The 22,518-nt window shown below is 34.1% G+C and carries 21 protein-coding genes and 1 pseudogene; 12 read left to right on the plus strand and 10 right to left on the minus strand.

What is annotated here, in order from left to right; all coding sequences use genetic code 11:
* Positions 1-800 precede the first annotated feature (800 nt).
* On the plus strand, positions 801-1,463 hold the full coding sequence (locus tag ABE048_RS16175; RefSeq protein ID WP_430312309.1) for a hypothetical protein: 663 nt from the start codon (positions 801-803) through the stop codon (positions 1,461-1,463).
* A gap of 15 nt (positions 1,464-1,478) precedes the next feature.
* Entirely contained in the window at positions 1,479-2,894 is a 1,416-nt protein-coding gene (locus tag ABE048_RS16180; RefSeq protein WP_430312310.1) for an efflux RND transporter periplasmic adaptor subunit, read from the plus strand.
* A 225-nt stretch (positions 2,895-3,119) separates the two neighbouring features.
* On the opposite strand, the gene guaD is transcribed toward ABE048_RS16180, so the two are convergent.
* A complete protein-coding gene (guaD, locus tag ABE048_RS16185; RefSeq protein ID WP_430312311.1) occupies positions 3,120-4,484 on the minus strand; it encodes a guanine deaminase in 1,365 nt (454 codons plus the stop codon).
* A 229-nt stretch (positions 4,485-4,713) separates the two neighbouring features.
* Here guaD and ABE048_RS16190 point away from each other — a divergent pair, with 229 nt between their 5' ends.
* Positions 4,714-4,884 (plus strand): hypothetical protein, encoded by a 171-nt coding sequence (locus ABE048_RS16190; protein WP_430312312.1) that lies wholly within the window; start codon positions 4,714-4,716, stop codon positions 4,882-4,884.
* A 333-nt stretch (positions 4,885-5,217) separates the two neighbouring features.
* Here the strand turns inward: ABE048_RS16190 and ABE048_RS16195 are convergent, their stop codons facing one another.
* The gene (locus ABE048_RS16195; protein ID WP_430312313.1) at positions 5,218-5,592 is read right to left on the minus strand and encodes a hypothetical protein; all 375 of its coding nucleotides are present in this window, start codon (positions 5,590-5,592) and stop codon (positions 5,218-5,220) included.
* Positions 5,593-6,016: 424 nt separating this feature from the next.
* Here ABE048_RS16195 and ABE048_RS16200 point away from each other — a divergent pair, with 424 nt between their 5' ends.
* The 4 genes from ABE048_RS16200 to ABE048_RS16215 all read left to right on the plus strand — a co-directional run bounded on the left by ABE048_RS16200 (position 6,017) and on the right by ABE048_RS16215 (position 8,972).
* Positions 6,017-6,262, plus strand: a complete 246-nt coding sequence (locus ABE048_RS16200) for a hypothetical protein (RefSeq protein ID WP_430312314.1) — start codon at positions 6,017-6,019, stop codon at positions 6,260-6,262.
* Between the two features lie 75 nt (positions 6,263-6,337).
* Positions 6,338-6,631: a hypothetical protein gene (locus ABE048_RS16205; protein WP_430312329.1), complete on the plus strand. Its 294-nt coding sequence runs from the start codon at positions 6,338-6,340 to the stop codon at positions 6,629-6,631.
* Between the two features lie 364 nt (positions 6,632-6,995).
* Positions 6,996-8,429, plus strand: coding sequence for a 4-hydroxyphenylacetate 3-monooxygenase, oxygenase component (gene hpaB, locus ABE048_RS16210; RefSeq protein ID WP_430312315.1), 1,434 nt, complete (start codon positions 6,996-6,998; stop codon positions 8,427-8,429).
* Between the two features lie 267 nt (positions 8,430-8,696).
* Entirely contained in the window at positions 8,697-8,972 is a 276-nt protein-coding gene (locus tag ABE048_RS16215; protein ID WP_430312327.1) for a YqhV family protein, read from the plus strand.
* A 144-nt stretch (positions 8,973-9,116) separates the two neighbouring features.
* Here the strand turns inward: ABE048_RS16215 and ABE048_RS16220 are convergent, their stop codons facing one another.
* Together ABE048_RS16220 and ABE048_RS16225 are read right to left on the minus strand one after the other, a co-directional pair.
* The gene (locus tag ABE048_RS16220) at positions 9,117-10,379 is read right to left on the minus strand and encodes an MFS transporter (RefSeq protein ID WP_430312316.1); all 1,263 of its coding nucleotides are present in this window, start codon (positions 10,377-10,379) and stop codon (positions 9,117-9,119) included.
* Between the two features lie 111 nt (positions 10,380-10,490).
* Positions 10,491-11,117, minus strand: coding sequence for a LysE family transporter (locus tag ABE048_RS16225; protein ID WP_430312317.1), 627 nt, complete (start codon positions 11,115-11,117; stop codon positions 10,491-10,493).
* Between the two features lie 435 nt (positions 11,118-11,552).
* Here ABE048_RS16225 and ABE048_RS16230 point away from each other — a divergent pair, with 435 nt between their 5' ends.
* The 3 genes from ABE048_RS16230 (at position 11,553) to ABE048_RS16240 (ending at position 13,137) form a co-directional block, all read left to right on the plus strand.
* Entirely contained in the window at positions 11,553-11,813 is a 261-nt protein-coding gene (locus tag ABE048_RS16230) for a hypothetical protein (RefSeq protein WP_430312318.1), read from the plus strand.
* Between the two features lie 50 nt (positions 11,814-11,863).
* Positions 11,864-12,055, plus strand: a complete 192-nt coding sequence (locus tag ABE048_RS16235; protein WP_430312319.1) for a gamma-type small acid-soluble spore protein — start codon at positions 11,864-11,866, stop codon at positions 12,053-12,055.
* A gap of 266 nt (positions 12,056-12,321) precedes the next feature.
* Positions 12,322-13,137 carry a LysM peptidoglycan-binding domain-containing protein gene (locus tag ABE048_RS16240; RefSeq protein ID WP_430312320.1) on the plus strand — a complete coding sequence of 272 codons (816 nt, stop codon included), beginning with the start codon at positions 12,322-12,324 and terminating at the stop codon, positions 13,135-13,137.
* A gap of 303 nt (positions 13,138-13,440) precedes the next feature.
* Here ABE048_RS16240 and ABE048_RS16245 read toward each other — a convergent pair whose 3' ends face one another.
* A complete protein-coding gene (locus ABE048_RS16245; RefSeq protein ID WP_430312321.1) occupies positions 13,441-15,138 on the minus strand; it encodes a methyl-accepting chemotaxis protein in 1,698 nt (565 codons plus the stop codon).
* Positions 15,139-15,490: 352 nt separating this feature from the next.
* Between ABE048_RS16245 and ABE048_RS16250 the strand changes: the two genes are divergently transcribed.
* Positions 15,491-15,784: a hypothetical protein gene (locus ABE048_RS16250; RefSeq protein WP_430312322.1), complete on the plus strand. Its 294-nt coding sequence runs from the start codon at positions 15,491-15,493 to the stop codon at positions 15,782-15,784.
* Between the two features lie 134 nt (positions 15,785-15,918).
* On the opposite strand, the pseudogene ABE048_RS16255 reads toward ABE048_RS16250, so the two are convergent.
* The 3 genes and pseudogenes from ABE048_RS16255 to ABE048_RS16265 form a co-directional block, all read right to left on the minus strand.
* Positions 15,919-16,068 (minus strand): annotated as a pseudogene (locus ABE048_RS16255) (IS3 family transposase); the annotation flags it as partial.
* Between the two features lie 181 nt (positions 16,069-16,249).
* Positions 16,250-17,947 (minus strand): methyl-accepting chemotaxis protein, encoded by a 1,698-nt coding sequence (locus tag ABE048_RS16260; protein ID WP_430312323.1) that lies wholly within the window; start codon positions 17,945-17,947, stop codon positions 16,250-16,252.
* Positions 17,931-19,574 carry a pyridoxal phosphate-dependent decarboxylase family protein gene (locus ABE048_RS16265; protein WP_430312324.1) on the minus strand — a complete coding sequence of 548 codons (1,644 nt, stop codon included), beginning with the start codon at positions 19,572-19,574 and terminating at the stop codon, positions 17,931-17,933. Before ABE048_RS16265 ends, ABE048_RS16260 begins: the two co-directional genes overlap by 17 nt.
* Before the next feature lie 674 nt (positions 19,575-20,248).
* On the opposite strand from ABE048_RS16265, the gene ABE048_RS16270 reads away from it, so the two are divergent.
* On the plus strand, positions 20,249-20,827 hold the full coding sequence (locus tag ABE048_RS16270) for a competence protein ComK (RefSeq protein WP_430312325.1): 579 nt from the start codon (positions 20,249-20,251) through the stop codon (positions 20,825-20,827).
* A gap of 145 nt (positions 20,828-20,972) precedes the next feature.
* Here the strand turns inward: ABE048_RS16270 and ABE048_RS16275 are convergent, their stop codons facing one another.
* Positions 20,973-21,689 (minus strand): S-layer homology domain-containing protein, encoded by a 717-nt coding sequence (locus ABE048_RS16275; protein ID WP_430312326.1) that lies wholly within the window; start codon positions 21,687-21,689, stop codon positions 20,973-20,975.
* 145 nt (positions 21,690-21,834) lie between these two features.
* Positions 21,835-22,221, minus strand: coding sequence for a PaaI family thioesterase (locus tag ABE048_RS16280; protein WP_430312328.1), 387 nt, complete (start codon positions 22,219-22,221; stop codon positions 21,835-21,837).
* Positions 22,222-22,518 lie beyond the last annotated feature (297 nt).

Raw genomic sequence — 22,518 nt, forward strand, 5'->3', positions numbered from 1 at the left:
ATTTGTATTCGGTTGTGTAAAAGGACATCTACGATAACATGAAGTGGAATCAGCTTCGCTTTCCGCGGGCGAGCGTTGAGCCTCGTCGGGGCAACAGGATGTTGGTCACGGAGTCGTTGCCACAGGACGTGGCGTTCTTAGACTCCGTTCCTTAATCGCTTTACTGCGGGGTCTCACCTGTCTCGCTTTCCCGCAGGAGTCTTCGCTAATTCCACATCAACAAAGATAGCTATACAAGATTTTTATGATGAATTTTCAACTTCGCTCCATAATGAAAAAAATTGTATATCATTATAAATGTTCGTATATTTCATATGAATGATTACTTATAATAATTAAAAAACACCCATACTTTCCTATTTATGTTAATATTTATTTACAATACCTATACAAATTTTAATATAAATATAGCTTAGTAGAGTGTTGACAACTCATTCCATATGTTACTAAAATAAAAGGGAAGTATGAGAAGAGAACGATAATATCAATTGAAATACATAAGTGTTTTTCTAATTAAAGCTCTGTTATGAGAACCCTCTCTACAGAGCTTTCTGTATTTGTATGACAAGAATCATTATTCTGTTGAATAAAGGATATATATTATTTTTGGCGTGTAAAAAGTGGAGATGAATGCCCCGATACTCCTGCCGAAAAACTAGCAGAAACCCCCTGCAGTAAAAATTTTTTTGTGAAGAAGCTAGCGAAACAATGCAGGAGAAAGTCCTAGCAAATGATGAGGCTCGAAAGTCAGTCAATGTTTCATTTGCAACGAGTAACCGCTACTAAAAGGAGAAATAAAAATGACACTGAAAGTACAGCCATTAAACGGGATTTTAAAACCAAAGGATTATCGTACTAAGTTACAGGAAGCTGAAGATTATTCACATTATAAGTTACATATTTTGATTCTGTTCGCAGTAAGCATATGTGTATATGTGGTAAGTGGAGCCCTAGGAATTGGGGCTGAATCGCTTTCGAAAGAATTAACAACTATTAGTGGACATGGATTTGAAGCGAGAAAGCAATTATTTTTAATCGGAAGATTGTTTCAAGGTATTTTGATTCCATGTGTATTTCTATTTGGAAGTGCTTTGTATTATTTTGCCTTTATTAATGGTAGCTTTCGAAAATTAGTCATTGCTCAAATGAGTATATTTGGCATTTTCTTAATTGAAAAAATCATTCAGATTCCACTATTTTTATTACTTAATATCGGTGTGACTTCTAATATTTTTTCGTTTGGCATTATTGCACAATACATAACTGATAACGAAGTAATGATTCATTTCCTTAGTGAAATTACATTATTCCGAATTGTCATGTTAGCTTATTCTTATTACTATTTATCTAAAATAGTAGAAGTTCGAAAAATGACTCTACTAATTGCTATTGGGATTTTGTTTTTACTGTATTGGATTTTTGCCAGCTTTATGTCTTATATCAAAATAGGATTCTTTTTTTAAAGGAGGATGAGAAACTTGAAAAAATGGGGCAAGTATATTATTGCTGCTGTTGTCGTGATTTTTGTTGGAAGTAATCTTTTCCTCTTATTAAAGGATGATAGTAAGGCAGCTAGAACTGTAAATATCAGTGAATGGACAAAAATAGAACAAGGTAATGTGAAGAAAATATTGCATACGAGGGGTGTAACGGAGCCAGAGAATGAAACGAATGTGTATTTTGACGATCAAAAAGGTTCTTTAGGTACGATTTTGGTAAAAGAGGGAGATCTCGTTTCGAATGGTACACCTTTATTTTCTTATGATTCACAAAAACTAGAAGAAAGAAAAGCGGATTTAGAAGATGAAGCGGCTCGTTTGCAAGGAGAAATAGATAGTGTTGACCAAGAAATTTCTCAATTGCAACAAATCGATACAAGTGACTCTTCGGATATAACAAACGCGGAATCAGATAACAAAAAGATTAATCTAGATGTTAATGTGAATGTTTCTTCAATTGTTGAAGGAAATGTTCAACAAAAGATTGCAGAGGCAGAAGCGGAAAAAGGAAAGTTAGAAGCAGCATCATCTGCAAATGAAGCAAAAATATCTAGAATGGAAGAACAGTTAGCCGATTTGAATGTTGTGAGTTCTGTAGATGGTCAAGTGGTGAACATCAATGCTGATTTAAAAGATCCGATGATGACGATTGCCTCTACAAATTCAGTTGTAAAAGCAGTTGTACCAGCAAAGCAAGTACAAGAAGTAATGGTTGGACAAAAAGTTAAATTATATTCAAAATTAACGGATAAAACTTACAACGGAACTGTTACGAAGGTAATCACCTATCCTAATAATGATGCAAAGAAAAAGAAAGAGCCAAGTTATTCATTTTTGGTTAAGTTAAATGAAGAGACAGCCAATAAAACTAAAGTAGACAAGCAAGCGAAGGACGGCCAATCAGATAATTTGTCTGAAGATGGAATGAAAGATGGACAAACATCAGAAGGAAAATCAAATCAAACTGTTGATGGACAAACAGAAGATATGCAAACGCAAGGTGGTCAAATTGAGGCGGTTAAAAAAGATAAACCGTTACTAGTTGGAACGGATATGAAGATGCAAGTGATTGTAGACGAAGCATCCGGTGTTCCGATTATTTCATCTAAATCCATGTGGAAATCAGACAAAAAACACTATGTCTATCAACTTACTTCCAAAGGCATTGTCCAAAGACAAGAAATTACTTTGGGGGTAGGATATAAAGGGGAAAATCAGGTTGCAAAAGGACTTCAAGCAAATGATGTAATTGTAAAAGATAAAGATGCCATCTCACTCGCATCTGCATCAAACTTCATCACGCCTATGAAAACATTCCATTTCCAAAAAGCCGAATTAAAAAGTATGTCCAAAAAACAATATGCAAAATATATATTGAGCGGGCTTTTTGAATAAAAGAATCTTTAAAGTATGCATATAGCTTCGGGGAATGCTAACTTTTCCACCGACCGACGATGAGCCTCCTCATTCGGTTACGCTCGATGGCGATGAAAAAGTAAAAATAGAAGGAAATTAAAAAGCTTGAGTGAGCATCCTGAACCTTAAATCGAAAAGAGCAAACCAACGGCAAATTTGCTGTTAGTTTGCTCTTTTCTTTTTTTATTGTTCTGCGCCATTTCACTATCGTGAATGGACAAGGTCTCCTTGTACCCAAACTTCACGAATATTTTCTGGGCGCACAAGATACATGATTTTTTGGAAGATATCAAGTAAATCTTCTTCTTTATTAAAAATAGGGAGTTTAGCAGATGCTATGTTGGTATCAATTACTTGAACATCCCAAACATAGTTTTCTTCTAAGCGACCGATTGGTAAACTTAAGCTTTCTCCACCACCAGCAGTTGCAAAATAGAAGGCCTGATTAATCGTGATGCGAGATGATGGTACCCCTCGACCTTCAGAAGGTAGATTTGGATTGACACCATCTTCTAACATTCTGGAAGACATTACAGCTTGTCTTGCATTATCGAAAAGACTAGGTGAAAAACCTCCAGAGACATCAGAGCCTAAACCAATTTCTACACCTTTTTCATGGAAATGAGCAATTGGAATTACGCTGTTGGCAAAATAAGCATTCGAAATAGGGCAATGACTAATTGCAGTTCCTGTTTCAGCAAATAAATCTACATCATCATCGCTTAAAAAATTACAATGTGCCATGACAGACTTGTCGCGTAAAAGACCAAAATCATTTAAAGCAAAGGCATCATTTTTGTCAAAGCGCTCTCTCACAGAACCATGTGCCCAATCGCTTTCACTACAATGTGATTGCACATGTGTATCATATTTTGCAGCGAGTTCTCCTAAACCTTTCAACGCATTGTCTGTGCAGCTAGGTATAAAACGCGGCGTAACAACTGGGTACACACCTTGTTTAACTTGTTCGGCTAATTCTTTTACAGCTAAAATAAATTCTTCTGTATCTTTTATAGCTTGATCTGTGTTTTCATCACGATAATCAATTGGATTTTGCTCTGGATCATCCATCACTACTTTTCCTATTAGGCCACGCTGACCTTTTTTAGCACATATTTCAGCTAGTAGTAAACTTGCTTCTTTATGAATAGTAGCAAAATAAAGTGCTGTTGTTGTGCCATTTGCTAGTAAGGTACTGACTAAATCTTGATAAACATTTTCTGCAAATTGCAAATCCGAAAATTTTGACTCAAGTGGGAAAGTGTATGTATTTAACCAATCATAAAGTGGTAAATCTAAAGCAGTGCCTGATTGAGCCCATTGTGGCGCATGAACATGTAAATCAACAAATCCAGGCAAAAAATATTGCCCTTCAGCTAAACGATGAAAGTTCGCTTCACCCGAATAAGTACCTAACAGCTCCTGATAAGCTTCATCTTCTGGTCCTGCAACTTTTTCAATCATGCCATCTTCGTTAATGCAGAATAGATAATCTTTCAAAATGTTTACTTCTTTTGGTGACTTACTTGAAAAAGCAGTACCTTGGAAAATTCGCGTATATTTTTTCATTAACTACACCTTAATGTTCGTATTTTGTGTTTATATTTCTTATTATATGATGGGAACATTGATTAGTCTATATAAAGGCGAATAATCATTAGCATCCGTGAAACGGAAATTCGGAATCAACCAAGAACCCTTGCCGCGTGAAAGGTGAGTAATTAGGACTTGAATTGCTGAAAGGGCGAATACAATTTCAAAAAGAGCGAATAAATTAGCGGGGAGAGCGAATAAATGGATGAAGAAAGCGAATAACCAGCCCAAAAGAGCGAATAAAGATACCCAAAACCCTCATCCGCGAACCAAAAATCTGGAATCAACCAAGAAACCTTGCCGCGTGAAAGGTGAGCAATTAGGACTTGAATTGCTGAAAGGGCGAATACAATTTCAAAAAGAGCGAATAAATTAACGGAGAGAGTGAATAAATGGATAAAGAAAGCGAATAACCAAGCCACAAGAGCGAATAAAGATACCCAAAACCCTCATCCGCGAACCAATAATCTGGAATCAACCAAGAAACCTTGCCGCGTGAAAGGTGAGAAATTAGGACTTGAATTGCTGAAAGGGCGAATACAATTTCAAAAAGAGCGAATAAATTAGCGGGGAGAGCGAATAAATGGATGAAGAAAGCGAATAACCAGCCCAAAAGAGCGAATAAAAACCCCATCCATGAGATTTATTCGAACTCGGATGGGGTTTTTCTATTTATCATTTAATTGTTCAATTGAGGGAGATATTTTACTCAAATTTCAATCCCACCTCTCGCAGGCATTATATCTTTTTCTTCATGATCCACATCTATTTTTTGCAAATCATCAGCCGGTTTTTCTAAAGGATTACCTTGTTTAGGTTGGTTTTTTTCTATATTATTGGATTCATCTTTATTCGGAGCTAGTAAGTTGTCTATTTTACTATCTATAAAATCCATTGATGTGGTTAAGACAATCTTTAAATCTTCAAAAGCTGAATTCAGAGTTGCAGGTGTAGAAGCAAATAACTCAATACTCGTTTTATTCCAATCGTTGAGGGGAGTGGAAGGATTGTTCATCGTATAATACGATCCTGCTAAAAAAGATATGAAACATACAAGTACAACACTGACTAACTTCTTAATCATCATTTCCACCTCCTTCTTAAAAAGCTAAATACATCCTTTCCAAAAAGAGGAGAAATTATAACTAGTTGTTAGAATTAGTTGAAAACAAACATTTTATTTACTATCAAATAGTCATACAACAGCAAACTTCGCTTAAATTTAGCATCAAACTAATTGTCTCCCATTATAAAAAATTCAAATGATTCCATCTTTCACGTCAAAATCGCTTCCTTCTCTTGAAGCGATTCCGCGATTTGATCTGACTTTTCCGCGATTATCCAAATTATTTCCGCGTACACATCAATTTATATCCTAATTTTGAAACAGATTATGAGTAGCAGTTCGTTAATAGAAGGATTCCATGCAAAGAACTATTAATAATAGAAGAAAACCATCTCATAAAAAAATTCTTTTGTGGAAGCATAAAGAAAATGGAGGTGAATTGATGAAAAAAGATGAACAAAAAAAATCCGAGAAAGTGGAATTAGGTGTCGATGAAGTCATAGGAAAAGGAACGTACCCGTCTGTAACAAACAATGCGATTAAATCCGTTGTTTCAGAATTAGGAGGAACCGCAACATCAGCCTATAGCCACCCGGTGAATTACAATAAACAGCCAATGTTCTCATCAGGCGGACTCAGTATCCATGAAGCTCAAGGTCAAAATATAGAACCACATGAAGAACAATAGGGAGCAGAATAAAACTTAGGATAAAGGTGACACTAAATAATAGAGAAACATTATGAAAAATATGGAGGTGATGAAATGACCAACGAAAAATATACAGTAGCAGGAACAAATATAGAAGAAGTTAAAAGGCAAAATGCGCAATCAGGTCCTACTTATAACGAGATAAAAGAAATGGCTGCCAATCATGAATTTGATCCAACAGCGAATGGAAATATGATTGATCCCGATACGCCAAAAAAGTATACATGGACTGGAACGGATATTGAGGAAGTAAAAAGACTAAATGCTGCATCCGGTCCTAGTTACAATCAGATATTTGAGATGCTTGACAGGGAATTAGAATCTAAGGAAATTCGTCATAACGAATAAACAAATCCCTAGAAAAAGGTTTAGAAAAGATTTAAATATTTGAATGAAAGTACAATTCCATTAGTAAAAATAACTTAGCCTCACATCTTTTGAAGATAGGGGGCTATTTTTTTTCTTCCAATTATTCATTGTTCGGCACTAAGAAGAATTGCTCAGCGTGAATCATTGTTATAGATTTCCTTTTTTAAGTGGAGTTTTAGACGGACAACCAGTTTAGAGACACTATAACAAGTATTTAATTGCTTTCAATTATTGACCATCAAGTACTGCTGTAAACATTTAATATGATTTTTCATAATATAGACTTAGAAAATAAATATTCTGTTTAGGATTTAGATAGCGATACTTAACAAGGGGGAAAGTTATGCCTGCGATTACTGGGGCGCAATATATTGATCGAATTGATAAGCTGAAATCAAATGTATGGATTGATGGTGAACAAGTAACTGGAAATATTTCTGAACATCCAGCTTTTAAGGGTGTTATGAAAAGTCAGGCTAGCCTTTACGATTTACAACATGATGAAAAATTAAAGAATGTCATGATGTATACATCTCCAACAACAGGTGAAAAGGTGGGGCTCTCCTTTTTAATGCCAAAGACTAAGGAAGATTTAGCAAGGAGAAGGGCGATGGTCCAGCATTGGGCGAGAGAAAGCAATGGCATGATGGGGAGAAGCCCGGATTACATGAATACAGCACTAATGACGCTCGCAGCTTCATCTCATTTGTTGGAGGACGAGGAAAACTGTTTCCCTGAAAATATTAAAGCTTATTATGAATATGTACGTGAAAATGATTTATCTCTTACTCATACGTTTATTGAACCTCAAGTAGATCGAAGCTATAAATACTGGGAAGAAACCAAAGAGCCAATAGCTGCAAAAATTGTGGATAAAACGAAGGAAGGGTTAGTTGTAAAGGGAGCTCGTTTACTTGCAACACAAGGCGGAATCACAGATGAAATTTTATTAATATCACCTGGAAGGCCCTATGATGATGAGAGTGGTTTTGCATTCTCCATCCCTAGTAATACTAAAGGGCTTAAGTTTATATGTAGAGAATCCTTTGTTGGAGGAGAATCTAAATTTAACTATCCATTAAGTTCTCGCTTTGAAGAAATGGATACGATTGTCGTTTTTGATAATGTTTTAGTGCCTTGGGATCGTGTATTTTTTTATGACAATCTAGATGTTGGGCAATCCTACCTTAACCAGAGTTCATTTCAGCCTTTTGCATTGCATCAGGTTATATCAAGACAAATTGTGAAAACGGAATTTATGCTTGGTATTGTTCAGTCTATTATCGATTCCATTAATATTTCAACCTACTATCATGTGCAAGAAAAGGCTACAGAAATCATTGTTGCTTTAGAAACATTAAAGGCATTTGTTATTAAATCTGAAGTCGATGCAAAACCAAACAAAGCTGGTTTAATGCAACCCGATTATACAACACTTAGAATTGCTATTAATATTTTTCCTAAGATATATCCACGATTTACAGAAATTGTGCAGCTATTAGGAGCAAGTGGATTAATGTCGATTCCTACTGAAAACGCATTTCAATCTCCAATTAGAAAAGAATTAGATCAATATCTTCAATCCGCTGCAAATAATGCAGAAGACCGTGTCAAACTATTCCGCTTAGCGTGGGATGCTACAATGAGCTCTTTTGGAGCACGGCAAACACTATATGAACGCTTCTTCTTCGGAGATCCTGTAAGACTCACGATGGCTCTCTATGTTGAATATGACAAAGCACCGTATGTTGAGATTGTGAAGAAACAACTAGAATAGATAAGGTCTTAAAAAAAATTAAGCCGTCTCGAAAATCTACAATAGCTATCTGGTCGCTGCTAGATCAGATGGCTTTTTTGTGTGAATAGAGATTATGAGAGATTCCAATGCCACAAACACTTCTCCTTTCTATCTTAATAATAAAATGACAAAATATTTATCACCAATCATACATACATTGAAATGAATAATTTTTTAATACAGAAGTCAGTATTGACATGAGAAATGAAATATACAGGCTTCACTTTTAATCACAAAAAAGATTGGATGATGAAAGTTATTGAAAAATCGCTCCTTTTGATGGTCATATTACGGTTATTGTCTGGAAGTATTGAAGTAACAGCTGCTTTGTTAATGTTAAAATACAATAGTTTAGAAAAAGCATTCTATATTAATACGATGCTTGCTTTAGTCGGGCCAACGGTATTAATCGTCACTACGGCAATAGCATTATTTGGACTAGCTGATAAAATTTCCGTGACAAGAATGATTTGCCTTTTTGCGGGAATTACGCTTATTCTTATCAGTTTAAATGCTAAGTAAAACAGTTTATATTTTTTAGAAGGCACTAATTTGCTATAAGCTTGTTTTTCCTAAGGCGAACCACGAGCCTCCTCGCTCGCTGACTTTTTCAGATTCCCAGAAATAGAGTACCTCTTCCATAAAATATAAGGACCAATTCTGTTATCAAAGAGAAGTGGTCCTTTTTGATGCTTTTTCAGTTTGATCACCAATTGCCTCAATTTTAATAAATTTGAGTACAAATAGGAAAAGAATCAGTCCTAGAACCCCTGCCACAATATAGCTCATGTTTAGATAATTATTCATCACGAGTGACATAACCGGAGGTCCAGCTGCAACACCGATATATCTTGCGGAGCTATAAAAAGAAGTGACCGTTCCGCGCTCCTCTTTTCGAATGTTTTCTGTAATGATTGCGTCAAGTACGGGAAGGAGTGCGCCTAATGCGATTCCAGCGATGCTCACGACAACCAGCAACAGGATTAATCTTTCCTTAGAAAATCCGACGAACACAATACTTAACGAAACAATGATTAAACAAATAATGATCATTTTCTTTATTGTTTTCAAGTTTCCTTTGATTTTCTTCCCAGTTACATATGAAGCAATGCATAGTAATAATAATGGAATGGCTAATACGAATCCTTTTTTCACACCATGTATATCATGGGTCTTTTCTAGATCTTCAGAGAGGAAAAATAACATGCTAAATAAAACAAGCATAACGTAAACCCCGATTAGAAATACTACGAATAACCAGCTTCCATCCTGTTTAAATGTTTTTTTGACATTTTGAACAAATTCTTTAAATGCTATAGGTTCATCTTTCTCTTTTGGGGTTTTTACAAAAAAGAGGATCAAAATAATGGAGATTAAACTAAAAACGGATATAGAGAAAAACGGTAGAAACCATAATAAGGCAGCAAATGATGAGCCAAGAATAGGGCTTAAAACCTTTCCGAATGTGTTGGATGTTTCGATAATTCCTAGCGTTGTACTGGTTTTCTCATCATCACCATTGTACAAATCACCCACCAGCGGTATAACGATTGGCATCGCTCCAGCTGCTCCTATACCTTGCAATACTCTACCAATGATAATTATTGTATAGGGATTTTGCATTTTCCATGATGCCAAAGCTGCGATTAGTCCACCGATTAATGCTAAAATCAAACTTGGTAAAATGACTATCTTTCGTCCATAGCGATCTGATAAATAACCAGCTACTGGAATGAGCAGAATAGCCGCTACTGAGTAACTAGTAATAACCATACTTGATTGTAATGAAGAGATTCCTAATTTTTCCTCTAAAATAGGAAGTACAGGAATCAGCATGGAATTCCCTAGTGTCATGACAAGAGGAATGGAGGCTAAACTGATGATACATCCTATACTAACCTTTTCCTCATTTCTATTGACATTTCCCATAAAGACACCTCTGAATTTTTTCAATTATTATAGATAGGATTTCCAAAAGTTTTGATTTTATGTTGACATAGGTGTCCTAAATATTTAGTTAAGCTTTATTAAACCTGTTTATTAGAATAATGAATGGTAAGCTAAAATACCAAAATGAATACCAAATCCAATCATTGAAATAGAGGATAAGGCAGATACGATGTTTAAAAACTTAGTGGATAAAATTTTCCTCGAACCACTTGATACAGTTGCCATAATGAAATCTACCAAAATAATACCTAGTAATATAAATAGACTGTAAAGTACCATTTCAATTCCGCTTAACCTACCTGATCCACCTACCAGAACTGAGCCGTAGATTCCTAGCCAAAAAAGAATTGTTAAAGGATTTAATAATGCAATAAGGAAGCCTGATCGAAATGAATGTCTTAGACGTACCTTTTTCTTGAATTGAGGATTAAACTTCACTTTGTGCATTGTAAGTAAATTCTCAATCCCCGTATACAAGAGAACAAAACAACCAAATGACCATAATATGGATTGGATCATTGGATATTCAATAAATTGACCAATCCCAAGATACACCAATAGCATGTACATTAAATCTGTCGCAATCGCTCCAAGACTAAAAAACCATGCATGAAAAAAGCCGTTATTAATACCTAAATTAAGTAGAGTAGCCTTCACTGGTCCAATTGGCGCAGCCAAAGAAACCCCTAAAAAGAAATAGGGAAATAGGGAGTGCATAATCGTTTCCTCCGTTTAATCAAGTTGTAATATCTTATTCCAATGAGACAACCAATAGGACAAAGAAGAAAAAATACCATGACTTCAATAGAAAAAATCCTGAAATTTTGAAAAAAATTGGTCTTCAATTAGATCAGTTTTTTTATTAGGGGTTAGGTGAGACCCCGGAGTGATTAAGGAACGGAGTCTAAGAACGCCACGTCCTGTGGCAACGACTCCGTGACCAACATCCTGTTGCCCTCAACGCTCGCCCGCGGAAAGCGAAGCTAATTCCACATCATTCAGCGCAGCAAGTATTGATTCAATTCAATAGATATTTTTATTAAATCACTCGTCGTAATGTTTCAAGTAATGGTAGTTGGTTATCCTATAGAAGTCAAAAAGTAGATGCACATAATAATAATCACTGAAACAAATTTGAGGTGTAGATGAACGATGAAAGAATTCAAGGTTACTTATTTTTTTGATCAAGAGCATTATGTTAGACGATTTATCTTTATCGAATCGCAAGAAGAAGCGGAAAAACTAATTCAGAGTGAACGTGATCAATATATTTCGTTTACAGATACTAGAGGAATTTACCATGAATTGAATACAAGTAATGCTCGGGTCGTACAAATTTCTGAATATCACAGAGTAGACAAAAGTAAAAAGGCTAAAGAAGATACTTATGAAAATAATAATTTTTTCTCATAACCTTTTCTGGTAGGAATAAAGATAAGATATAAAGGAATGGAGGTGTTCAATTGAATTATAAGCGTGATGGATTTACAGTTGTAGGGACGGATATCAATGAAGTAAAACGTAAAAATGTAGAATCAGGTATGTCCTACAATGGAAAAAAGGCAAAGCTTGAAAAAACAAATAGTCAAAGTAAAGCCATCAATAGCGTTATACATCCTAACAAAGTAAAAACAGAAAATAAATTGAACATGTAAAAACTCAGGTTCCTTATAGCCTTTTATAAGTAATAACAAAAGATTCGATTCCAATTGTGGTAATCGGATTTTTTGTTATTTGGCGTAATAATACAAAGAAAAAATAGCGATTTTATGATATAAAAATCTTAAAAAGGCAAAAAAATATTATTTTTGTAAATTATTCTTCATATTTTGTAATATTATTTTGATATTAATATTACCGATTTGTTACATAAACCTTTTATAATAGATTTTGTAGATTAATATAAAAGGAGCTAGGACAATTGAAAAAAACGATTATATCGGCAATGGCATTGAGCTCGATTATGCTATTCTCAACAATAGGTGAAGAAACGACTGCATCAGCAGCAACTACTACATATACAGTAAAAAAAGGCGACACACTTTCTAAAATTGGTGCCAAATATCATATTTCTTATAAAACTATTATGAGTTGGAATCATTTAAAATCAACAAACATTAAAGCTGGACAAAAATTAAAAATTAAAAAAGGTACATCATCTAGTTCTAGTAAGAAAAGTACTTCTACCTCAACTTCTACATACACTGTAAAGTCAGGTGACACTCTATCAGGTATTGGTAAGAAATATGGCGTATCATACAAGACACTTATGAGTTGGAATCATTTAAAATCAACAAACATTAGAGCCGGTCAAAAATTAAAAGTAAAAGGCTCAACAAAAAAAGTTAGCGATAGTGTTGCACCATCAAATAACAATACAAAATTAGAAAAAGCTGTATCTATTGCTTTATCTCAACAAGGTGTCCCTTATGTATTTGGTGGATCATCAACAAACGGATTTGATTGTAGCGGTCTTGTATACTATGCATACAAAAATGCTGGAATTGGAACATATCGTACAACAGCAGCAGGTTTCTACTCAATTTCAACAGCTACAAGTTCTCCTAAAGTAGGCGATTTAGTATTTTTCAAAAATACATATAAATCAGGTATTTCTCACATCGGTCTTTACATGGGTAACGGAAAATTTGTAAGTGCTAGCGGTTCTAAAGTGCAAGTAAGCTCAGTATATGAATCATACTGGAGTAATCACTTTGCAGGGTATAGACATCTATAATTTGTAACTAACACCCACACAAATTTCATTCAATTGTACAATAAAATTTGTTCTTAATCTCTTATGTTTGAGATTAAGGACATTTTTTATTTAATAAATCATTATAATTAAGACTTCTATACGATTGTAAGGATTAGCAAGAAGTATTTGAAAAGTAGAGATGTATAACCTAAAGAAGGTACAAGATATTTCGAAGTCTTACTTTATCATCTGGCACAGAAACAGAAAAAAGCCAAGACCATCATGATGGTCTTGGCATAAGAGAGAAAAGACATGAAATATATGCAGTTTTATCTTATAACACTAGAGTTTGAATTTATTAACAGTTATTTGGAGTTGTTCAGCCATTCCTGCTAAATTAGTTGAAGCTGCAGTGATTTCTTCCATACTCGCAGTTTGTTCTTCAGAAGCGGCTGCAACATTTTGGATACTGCTTGAATTTTGAACAACAATTACGCTTACTTTTTCCATTGATCCAGCAATGTTGTTTATTCCAACATCCATGGATTCAATAGATTTGCTTACTTTACTCATTTGTGATGTTAAATCTGAAACAGCAGTGTATATTTCTGTAAACGCATCTCCTGCTTGATCGAAAGCTTGAGCACTGCCTTGAAGATTTTCGTAACTAGTAGACATGGATTCTACAGCATTTGTAGATTCAATTTTGATAGAGTCTATTCGATTACTAATATCATTTGCCGCTTCTCTTGATTGGTCAGCGAGTTTTCTTACTTCTTCTGCAACGACAGCGAAACCTTTCCCATGCTCACCGGCACGTGCAGCTTCAATAGAGGCATTCAGTGCAAGTAAGTTCGTTTGGTCGGCAATTTCAGTTATGAGTGAAACAATTTGGCCAATTTCTTTTGAGTAGTTATCCAATCGATTGACAACTTCAGAAGTTGATTGAATCATTTCTTTTGTAATATCCATTTTCTTAACAGCATTTTGTATAATTTCATTACCATTTTCAGCGGTTTTTGTTGTATCGTTTGCTTTTGTACTTACTTTTTCTACATATATAGTGATTTGATCCATCTTGTTCGAAATGTCATGTACGTTATTACTTATTTCTTCTATTCCATCCGTTTGTTTTTCAGAACCAGCAGCTACTTCTTGCATAGATCCAGTTACTTGTTCTATGGAAGCAGTTGTCTGCTCAGAACCAGCAGATAATTCTTCTGCCGTCGTAGCTACTTGTTCAGCGTTTGTAGTAATTTGTGAAATGATACTACTCAATTCATCTACCATTCTATAAACGCCGTGTGATACTTGTGCAATTTCATCTTTTCCTATAACCTCAAATCGTTCTGCAGCCAAATTACCCTGTGCAACCTTACCGACATAGTCTTTAATGTCTATCATTGGCTTGATCATTCTTCTACTAATGATTATGGCTATAATCGCGCCGATAATGACGAATAATACTGTTAATCCGATAGAAATCCATAATGTTTGAGATTTTATTTTTGAAATAAATGAGGCATCCATATCTACACCTAATACAATTTCTGTCCCTACGATAGGAACAAAAATAGATTTGTGAATACCATATGTATCTGTATAAATATCACTGAATTGTATAGTCTGTTTATCAATTGCTGTATTCACATTAGGATCAAATTTATAGGCAGTATTATGTTTATCTGTATCACTTAATGCAACAATATGTTCTTTCCCATCTGCACGAGATAAAACATACGCATTTTCAATATTATGTTTGTCTTTTGCAGTATTTAAAATATTTAAGAGATAGTCATATTTTGTTTGCTCGTTAGTATCCGCAGCCCTTACAAGCGATGAATCGATATGTGTCATTACTTCCTCAGAAACAAGTTGCAGATTATTTTCAAATAAGCTAATTACATGAGCATTAATGATTTTACTAGAAGAAAAATAAAGTATTCCGCCGAATATCATTGAGAAAATAGCAATAGGGATGACTAAGGTTAAGATATACTTAAGTAAAATAGAATGTTTGTTTTTTATTAAAAACTTCAAAACTTGATTCCTCCATTTTTCTAAATTAAATGTTTGGTGACTGAATTAGGTCAGGTATCTCTAAAAAACTGAGTGGTTCAATAACAATCAAAGTTGGATGGAGAAAATTTTTGTCATGATTGTAGTTTTTATTTTACGAGTCCTAAAGTCATGCTTTATTGTATTTCGATAGTTCATTATCCTTAAGTATTATAAACGGATTTGTTACTAAAAGCCAATATTTGAAAGTTTACTTGTAATTTACAAAATAGGATTACAAGTACGAGCTATGTCATTTTTCATTATTAAAGCCCAACCCAGATGGAGGTTTTTACATATGTTACAAGGAATAATGATAAAGGAGTGAAAATGAATGGTTCAACCTTTCGGCAGACAGGGCGGTTTCGGAAGACAGTTTTTTCCAGGTCAACAATTTTTCCCAAGACGCGACGAATTCTTCCCAAGACGTTCAGAATTTTTCCCAAGACGTGAAGAATTCTTCCCTAGACGTTCAGAATTTTTCCCAAGACGTGACGAATTTTTCGATAGACGTGGAGGATTCTTTAATCCGTGGTGGAATCCGTGGAATCCATGGAATCCTTGGCAACAATGGAATCCGTGGAACCCGTGGCAACAGTGGAATCCATGGAATCCATGGATGAGATAAATAAAAAAGGACACTGTCACCAATAAAATTCATAAAATTAATAATAATAATGTATTCTGATATGTAAAAAAAGAGGTATCCAAAAGGTCATTGGAAAATGACTTTTATGGGATACCTTTTTCATTAGCGAAAAATCCATTTCTATACCATCGCATCCACGTTTCTACTTGTGTTTTATTTCGAATGTTCAAAGTTTCCATTACTAAACGTACTGGAATCCCCGCTAATTTCATTTCAATTGCTTTCATTTTTACTTCATACGGATAACTTACTCTTGTCCCCATTAGAAAAAGCACCTCCAAAGAAATAGTTAGGTAACTAATACCCGAATTCCTTTAGAGATGCTTTTTTATTTTGTCTAACCCAGTGGGGTCAGTTCAGAATAATCAACCTTGGTGTTTTTATTTTTAGAGAGATAACTAAGATGTCAAAGCTATATTCCATTCTAAAAATTACCCCTTAACCCTATATCTTAAATTTCCCAACTGCCATGCGAAGATGCTCAGCCATTGTTGCTAGATTGTTAGAAGAGGCGGTGATTTCTTCCATACTAGCTGTTTGTTCTTCAGAAGCTGCTGCAACATTTTGAATGCTACTTGAATTTTGAACAACAATTACACTTACTTCCTCCATGGATTCAGCAATGTTGTTAATGCCACCATTCATAGATTCAATAGCGTTACTTACTTTCGTCATTTGAGAAGTTAGATCTGATACTGCTGTATAGATTATGTTAAATGCATTACCTGCTTCATCGAAGGCTTCAGAGCTTAATTTTAGATTTTCATAACTAGTAGACATTGAATCAACTGCATTTGAAGATTCAGTTTTGATTGAATCAATACGGTTGCTAATATCATTTGCTGCTATTCTAGATTGATCTGCAAGTTTTCTTACTTCTTCAGCAACAACTGCGAAACCTTTACCATGTTCACCTGCACGTGCAGCTTCAATTGATGCATTAAGTGCAAGTAAGTTTGTTTGATCTGCAATTTCAGTAATCAATGAAACAATCTCGCCAATTTCTTTTGAATAATTGTTTAAGCGATTCACTACTTCAGAAGTTGTATCAATCATTTCAGTAGTTGTATTCATTTTTTCTACAGCATTTTTTATGATTGCATTCCCATTTTCTGCTGTATGAGTTGTATCAATTGCTTTTGCACTAACTTGTTCTACGTAGTTTGTTACGTCATTCATTTTTTTCGAAATAGTATTTACGTTAGTACCAATTTCTTCTACAGCATCTGTTTGCTTATCAGAACCAGCTGCCACGTCTTGCATAGATACTGTAACTTGTTCTATTGAAGCACTTGTTTGTTCAGAACCAGCAGATAATTCTTCAGAAGTAGCTGCTACTTGTTCAGCATTTGAACTGATGTTTGAAATGATGTTTCTTAAATCATCAACCATATGATACACACCATGAGATAATTGTGCGATTTCGTCTTTTCCTTTAATTTCAAATCTCTTTGCTGCTAAGTTGCCTTTTGCAACTTCATCGACATAGTTGTTGATTGCAAGGACGGGCTTAATAATTTGTTTACTTATGATATAAGCTAGTATTGCACCTACAAGAACGAACAATAATGCTAAACCTATTGAAACCCATATTATTTGTGTTTGAACTTGTGAGATAAATGAAGCATCCATATCTATTCCAAAAATGATATCTGTCCCTTTAAAAGGTATGAAAATAGATTTATGGACACCGTATTTATCTTTATAAATATCACTAAACATGATTTTGTCTTGATCTATTGCATCATTCATCTTAGGATCAAATTTATAAGCAGCATTATGATTATCTGTTCCACTTAACGCAACAATATGTTCTTGTCCATTAGAGCGGGAAAGAACGTAGGCATTTTGAATGTTTTGCTGTTTTACTGCTATATTTAATGTATCTAAAAGCGTTTTATATTGTGTTTGATCATTATTATCAGCATTCGTAACAAGTGAAGTATCTATATGCCCCATTACTTCATTTGAAACGAGTTGTAATTTATCTTCAAAAAGACTCATTACTTTATATTGAATAATATTGTTACAAGAATAATAAAGTATAGTACCGAATATTGCTGAAATTATCGCAATCGGAATGACAAAAGATAGAATATACTTAAATAGCATTGAATGTCTATTTTTAGCGAGAAACTTCAAGGGTTAAACCCTCCAATTCTTCAATTGAGCTTATAAGTGACTCAATCATTGCAGGTATATGTTCTACTTCTGTATAAGGAGAAATAGAGAAGAACTTGGCTACCCCAACTGGAATACGATCTGTGCTGTCAGATGCATTAACAGTACAAACACGAGTTGTGTCTCCAAAGAACACGTCATCACGGTGTTTACCTAATACTTCAAATAAAGATGAATTTAATGCATTTATTTTTTCAATTTCAGAAACTGAATAAGTACCTGCTTGTTCTGAATCCCAATTATAACCATTAGGGTATAGACGAAATGCAGTAATTGGCCCGATATTAGTTGGATTAACCACTTGAAGGGATGGTATTTTATCTGCTAATTGGTGATGGAATGCTAGATTTACTCGAACATAATTAGCTAATATTTTTTGATAACCTGTTTTTCCGAATGCCATTAAAGCAGCATAAATGGCAATTGAACTACCCATTCGAGAGCATTCTAATGTATAGCCTGTGTGATATGAACCATATCCACGATTACCTACATATGGTGTATCAAAATCTTCTAAATCTAGGAGACCAAGTGCACTACCTTCTTTTAATAGGAATAGACTTGTTAAGTATGGAGTTTGACCGAGTTTTTGGAAGTCAAAGCATAGCGAATCAGCCATATATAGGTATTGCATACGTGAACGGATGACCATTAAGCTTTCAAGCACTTCATCTTCAAATTGCAGTGGGTTTTTGGCAAAATCATAATCATTAAAGAATGCATAAAATCCGCCTAACGCTGAATCTGCGTGAATATGAATTGGTTTCAAGTTATGACGATTTTCTAAAGAAGTTGTAATTTCTTTAATCTCTTTAATATTGTCAATTGCAAAACTATCTGTAGCACCGGTTGTTGCAACAATATATACTGGAATTCCACCTTTTTCGATGACTTCAGATAAACGTTTTTGTAAATCATCCATATCCATTGAATGATCTTTTCCGGCTTTAACTCGGATTAAATGGTTGCTCCCAATTCCTACTGCTTCAATTGATTTTAATAAACTGTAATGCGCATTTTCAGAAGCGAAACAGTAAAGGTTATTTGGCACACCTTCTTCTTTCGCATGTGGGAATTGTTTTGCAATCGCTACGCGAAGTCCACTGAATACAGCACCTTGTCCACCCCAAGTTGTATAACCGAAGCTCTTAGTATAATCATATCCCACCAATTTAGACATCATAGAAATGACTTTTACTTCAGATTCTGTAGCTGCAGGTCCGTAAACATCCCATAAGTTATTACCATTTAAAAGAGAATTAACAAATAACCCTAAAATACCTGGAATGCTTGCCATAGGTAATACATTTGTTACAAAGTTATGAGTATGGAATGGGTGTCCTTTCATTAAGTCAGTTAATTCATTCACGACTGTATCTAATCCCGTACCATTCGTAGGGACACCATGTTCTTCCATCAATTCTTGATAAAAGTTAGCTGAGCGTTCCTGCATAGGGCCAAGTGTCGTTTTAGATGGATCTTTTAATGTGTCCATAGATGTTAAAATTTTCTCAAGATAACTTACTAGTTGCTCTCTCTGTTTTTCATTGCCATCTTCGCTTTGGAATAGTTGTTTAATATTATTCAATTTAAAAACACCTTTCGTAGTTCTAAAAACTTATATTTATTTAAAAAATAATAGTTCATTGTGCGTATATATTATAAGTAAAAAATCTTACAAAATCCAACAACATTTAAAAATGAAATAATTCCGAAAAATTAAATATATATAATTTAACGTTGAATGAGATTTTATTTATCTGTCAAAATGTAGTTTTACTTAGTTCATACACAAAAAGGTCATTTCAGCTGGATTCATTGCCAAATTGTTTTATGAGGAAAACTTCCTTTAATAATTTTTAAAGAAGTGTAATGCAAAAAAAATACTAATTTGATTTGTGGGATTTGTACTATCGATAACATTAAAATATGAATAAAATAAATGACATTAACACAGTGGCAATGTCTCTGAATGCTCGTATAAATGGATTTGTAGAAAAGTTAAATGTTAAAAATTGAAAAAAAAGAATTATTTGACAATTAAAAATTGCAATTATAAAATGGTATAAATGGATTATCTATATATGGAGAATATACTTATTTTTTGTAGTAATCTGTTAATAAACACAGGAACAGGTGGTTAATTTGGGCTAAAAAACACGAGTGAATTTGTCTAATGAACTGAACTCAAGAAATTTACCAATTTTAAGTTAGAAGACTATATTTCATAATCTCCACTATTTTATAAAGGAGGGTTAAATTATGTTAGATGAATTTTATACAATACATGAAAATACAATGGCTTTTTTACCGTCATATGACGGTGTTGGTAGTTATAAAACTGATATTCTTGAAGTGGATGCTCTTAAAGAAAGCCTATTGAGCCCCATTGAGCTTGTTGATAAAAATTTACGTTATTTTGGCTCTAGTTTAAAAGGTGCGAGTGAAGGTACACGTTATATTCTTGGAGAAGTTAATATGTATCCGGTTATTATGAATCATAAGCAGCAACTTGTTTGGTTCCCAACAAAATCTCCCAAGAAGAATGATTGTGTTTGGCTAGCACTTAACCATATTAAAAATTACAAAAAAAATAATAATCAAAGTACAGAAATCATTTTTACAAATGATTCTTCATTAAATATTCAATTAAGTTATAGTTCATTTGAGAAACGAATAAATCGAGCATCGATGTTGAAATTTAGATTAGAATACCATTCAAGTTTTATTTTAATACCTCCAAGTATCCAGAGGAATTTTATAAAATACGATATTATTAAAGATGCGAACGATCTCAATTACCAAATACATAGCAAGGATAAGGATTCACTAGATAGCTAGTTTTGCTATGTGATAATATCCATATCATGCCCTTAATCTCGATTGGGATTAAGGGCATTCTAATGAAGATAATGATAAAAAGTAAAGAAAAAAAGTGCCTATTCCGTCTTAGTTAAGACAAAATAGGCACTAGCAAAATTAATTTTTACTCTTCTACATTAACGTTTTCATCTAAATCGCTATCAGGTGATTCTTGATCTCCATCATATTCCTCTAGAAGTGTTTCATCGATTGCCTCTTTTGCATCAATTGCCTTTTTCAGAGCTACTGCAAAATCATCACGATTCATTTTCTTTGTTGGTTGAAACTTTTTTGATGAAGTACTTTTTAAAATATTATAAGAAGCGGCTGTTGAAATGTAGTCGCTGTATGCGTTTTTTACTGAAACATCTGTAAATTCTTTTCCGGTTTTCATAGGTAAATTTAATGCATTAACAAAAAGTTTTGCTGCTTCTTGTTTTGTAATAGCCTTATCAGGATAGAATTTCGAACTATTAGTGAATGCATCAATGGCTGTTAAAGCAATAATATATGAATAGTTTGCAGTTTTTTTCGAAATATCTTCATAGCTATTAGTAGTCGATACTTTTGCAATATCAATACCACTCGCTTTACCAACAAATTTCGCAGCATCAGCTTTTGTGACAGCTTGCTTAGGTTTAAATTTAGCATCTTTATAGACATTCATATAATCATTACTTGTAATAAACAAGATAGAAGAATAAGCAGCATCTTGTTTATTAACATCGGAGAATTTCATGATAATTCCCGCACTAGCAGTAGATGTATGAATTATACTACTCATTACTAAAAAGGTAGTAGTAATCAACATAATCATACTGTTTCGTATGATATTTTTCATCAAAATCCTCCTAAAATCTTCGAAATTTTCTCTATTATAACTAAAATAGATTACATTTCTGTAACAAAGACATTTCAAATTACGAAAATTTAGGAAAATAATAGGATGGACAAAAAAATAAATAGGCACTTTGTTAGAGTGTGGATTAATTCATTCCTTTAAATGTAGCTGTAGCAAATCCAACAAGCTCTTGATTTTCGTCGTATAAACGTCCTTCTAGTATTGCTGTTGAACGAGTTTGTGAGATGACTCGTCCTAATGCTTGAATACGTCCATCAGTGATTGGTTTTAAAAATCTTGTTTCCATTTGCATTGTAATCACTTTATCAAAGCCAAGTGTATGTGTTGCAATGCCCATAACTGTATCAAGTGATGCCATAAATACACCACCGTGCAATGTACCTACGACATTAGTAAGATCTTCTCTGTAGTTAAATGCAATTTCAGCAATCCCATCTTCAGCATGAATATATTCAAAACCGAGTGTTTGCCAGAACGCACTTTCTTCAAAACGTTGTTGTACGGTTTTCATGGTTGTCAAAATATCTCCTCCTGTACTATAACTATATCTTTTTATGGCTTATAAGAAAAGACACATAGAAATGTAAATAATACTAAGCGCACAAGCTGAATTTTTATGAAAAAAATCTTGTATAGCTATCTTTATTGATGTGGAATTAGCGAAGACTCCTGCGGGAAAGCGAGACAGGTGAGACCCCGCAGAGCGATTAAGGAACGGAGTCTAAGAACGCCACGTCCTGTGGCAACGACTCCGTGACCAACATCCTGTTGCCCCGAGGAGGCTCAACGCTCGCCCGCGGAAAGCGAA

It is taken from the genome of Rummeliibacillus pycnus (genome assembly GCF_050459865.1).
Taxonomy (GTDB): Bacteria; Bacillota; Bacilli; order Bacillales_A; family Planococcaceae; genus Rummeliibacillus; species Rummeliibacillus pycnus_B.

What these genes read in the sequence shown, in the direction of transcription:
- ABE048_RS16215 (WP_430312327.1), top strand. Translation starts at nt 8,697, where the DNA reads ATGATGAAAGTTATTGAAAAATCGCTCCTTTTGATGGTCATATTACGG.
- ABE048_RS16280 (WP_430312328.1), bottom strand. Translation starts at nt 22,221, where the DNA reads ATGAAAACCGTACAACAACGTTTTGAAGAAAGTGCGTTCTGGCAAACA.
- ABE048_RS16230 (WP_430312318.1), top strand. Translation starts at nt 11,553, where the DNA reads ATGAAAGAATTCAAGGTTACTTATTTTTTTGATCAAGAGCATTATGTT.
- ABE048_RS16225 (WP_430312317.1), bottom strand. Translation starts at nt 11,117, where the DNA reads ATGCACTCCCTATTTCCCTATTTCTTTTTAGGGGTTTCTTTGGCTGCG.
- ABE048_RS16175 (WP_430312309.1), top strand. Translation starts at nt 801, where the DNA reads ATGACACTGAAAGTACAGCCATTAAACGGGATTTTAAAACCAAAGGAT.
- hpaB (WP_430312315.1), top strand. Translation starts at nt 6,996, where the DNA reads ATGCCTGCGATTACTGGGGCGCAATATATTGATCGAATTGATAAGCTG.
- guaD (WP_430312311.1), bottom strand. Translation starts at nt 4,484, where the DNA reads ATGAAAAAATATACGCGAATTTTCCAAGGTACTGCTTTTTCAAGTAAG.
- ABE048_RS16220 (WP_430312316.1), bottom strand. Translation starts at nt 10,379, where the DNA reads ATGGGAAATGTCAATAGAAATGAGGAAAAGGTTAGTATAGGATGTATC.
- ABE048_RS16275 (WP_430312326.1), bottom strand. Translation starts at nt 21,689, where the DNA reads ATGAAAAATATCATACGAAACAGTATGATTATGTTGATTACTACTACC.
- ABE048_RS16190 (WP_430312312.1), top strand. Translation starts at nt 4,714, where the DNA reads ATGAAGAAAGCGAATAACCAGCCCAAAAGAGCGAATAAAGATACCCAA.
- ABE048_RS16205 (WP_430312329.1), top strand. Translation starts at nt 6,338, where the DNA reads ATGACCAACGAAAAATATACAGTAGCAGGAACAAATATAGAAGAAGTT.
- ABE048_RS16200 (WP_430312314.1), top strand. Translation starts at nt 6,017, where the DNA reads ATGAAAAAAGATGAACAAAAAAAATCCGAGAAAGTGGAATTAGGTGTC.
- ABE048_RS16250 (WP_430312322.1), top strand. Translation starts at nt 15,491, where the DNA reads ATGGTTCAACCTTTCGGCAGACAGGGCGGTTTCGGAAGACAGTTTTTT.
- ABE048_RS16270 (WP_430312325.1), top strand. Translation starts at nt 20,249, where the DNA reads ATGTTAGATGAATTTTATACAATACATGAAAATACAATGGCTTTTTTA.
- ABE048_RS16195 (WP_430312313.1), bottom strand. Translation starts at nt 5,592, where the DNA reads ATGATTAAGAAGTTAGTCAGTGTTGTACTTGTATGTTTCATATCTTTT.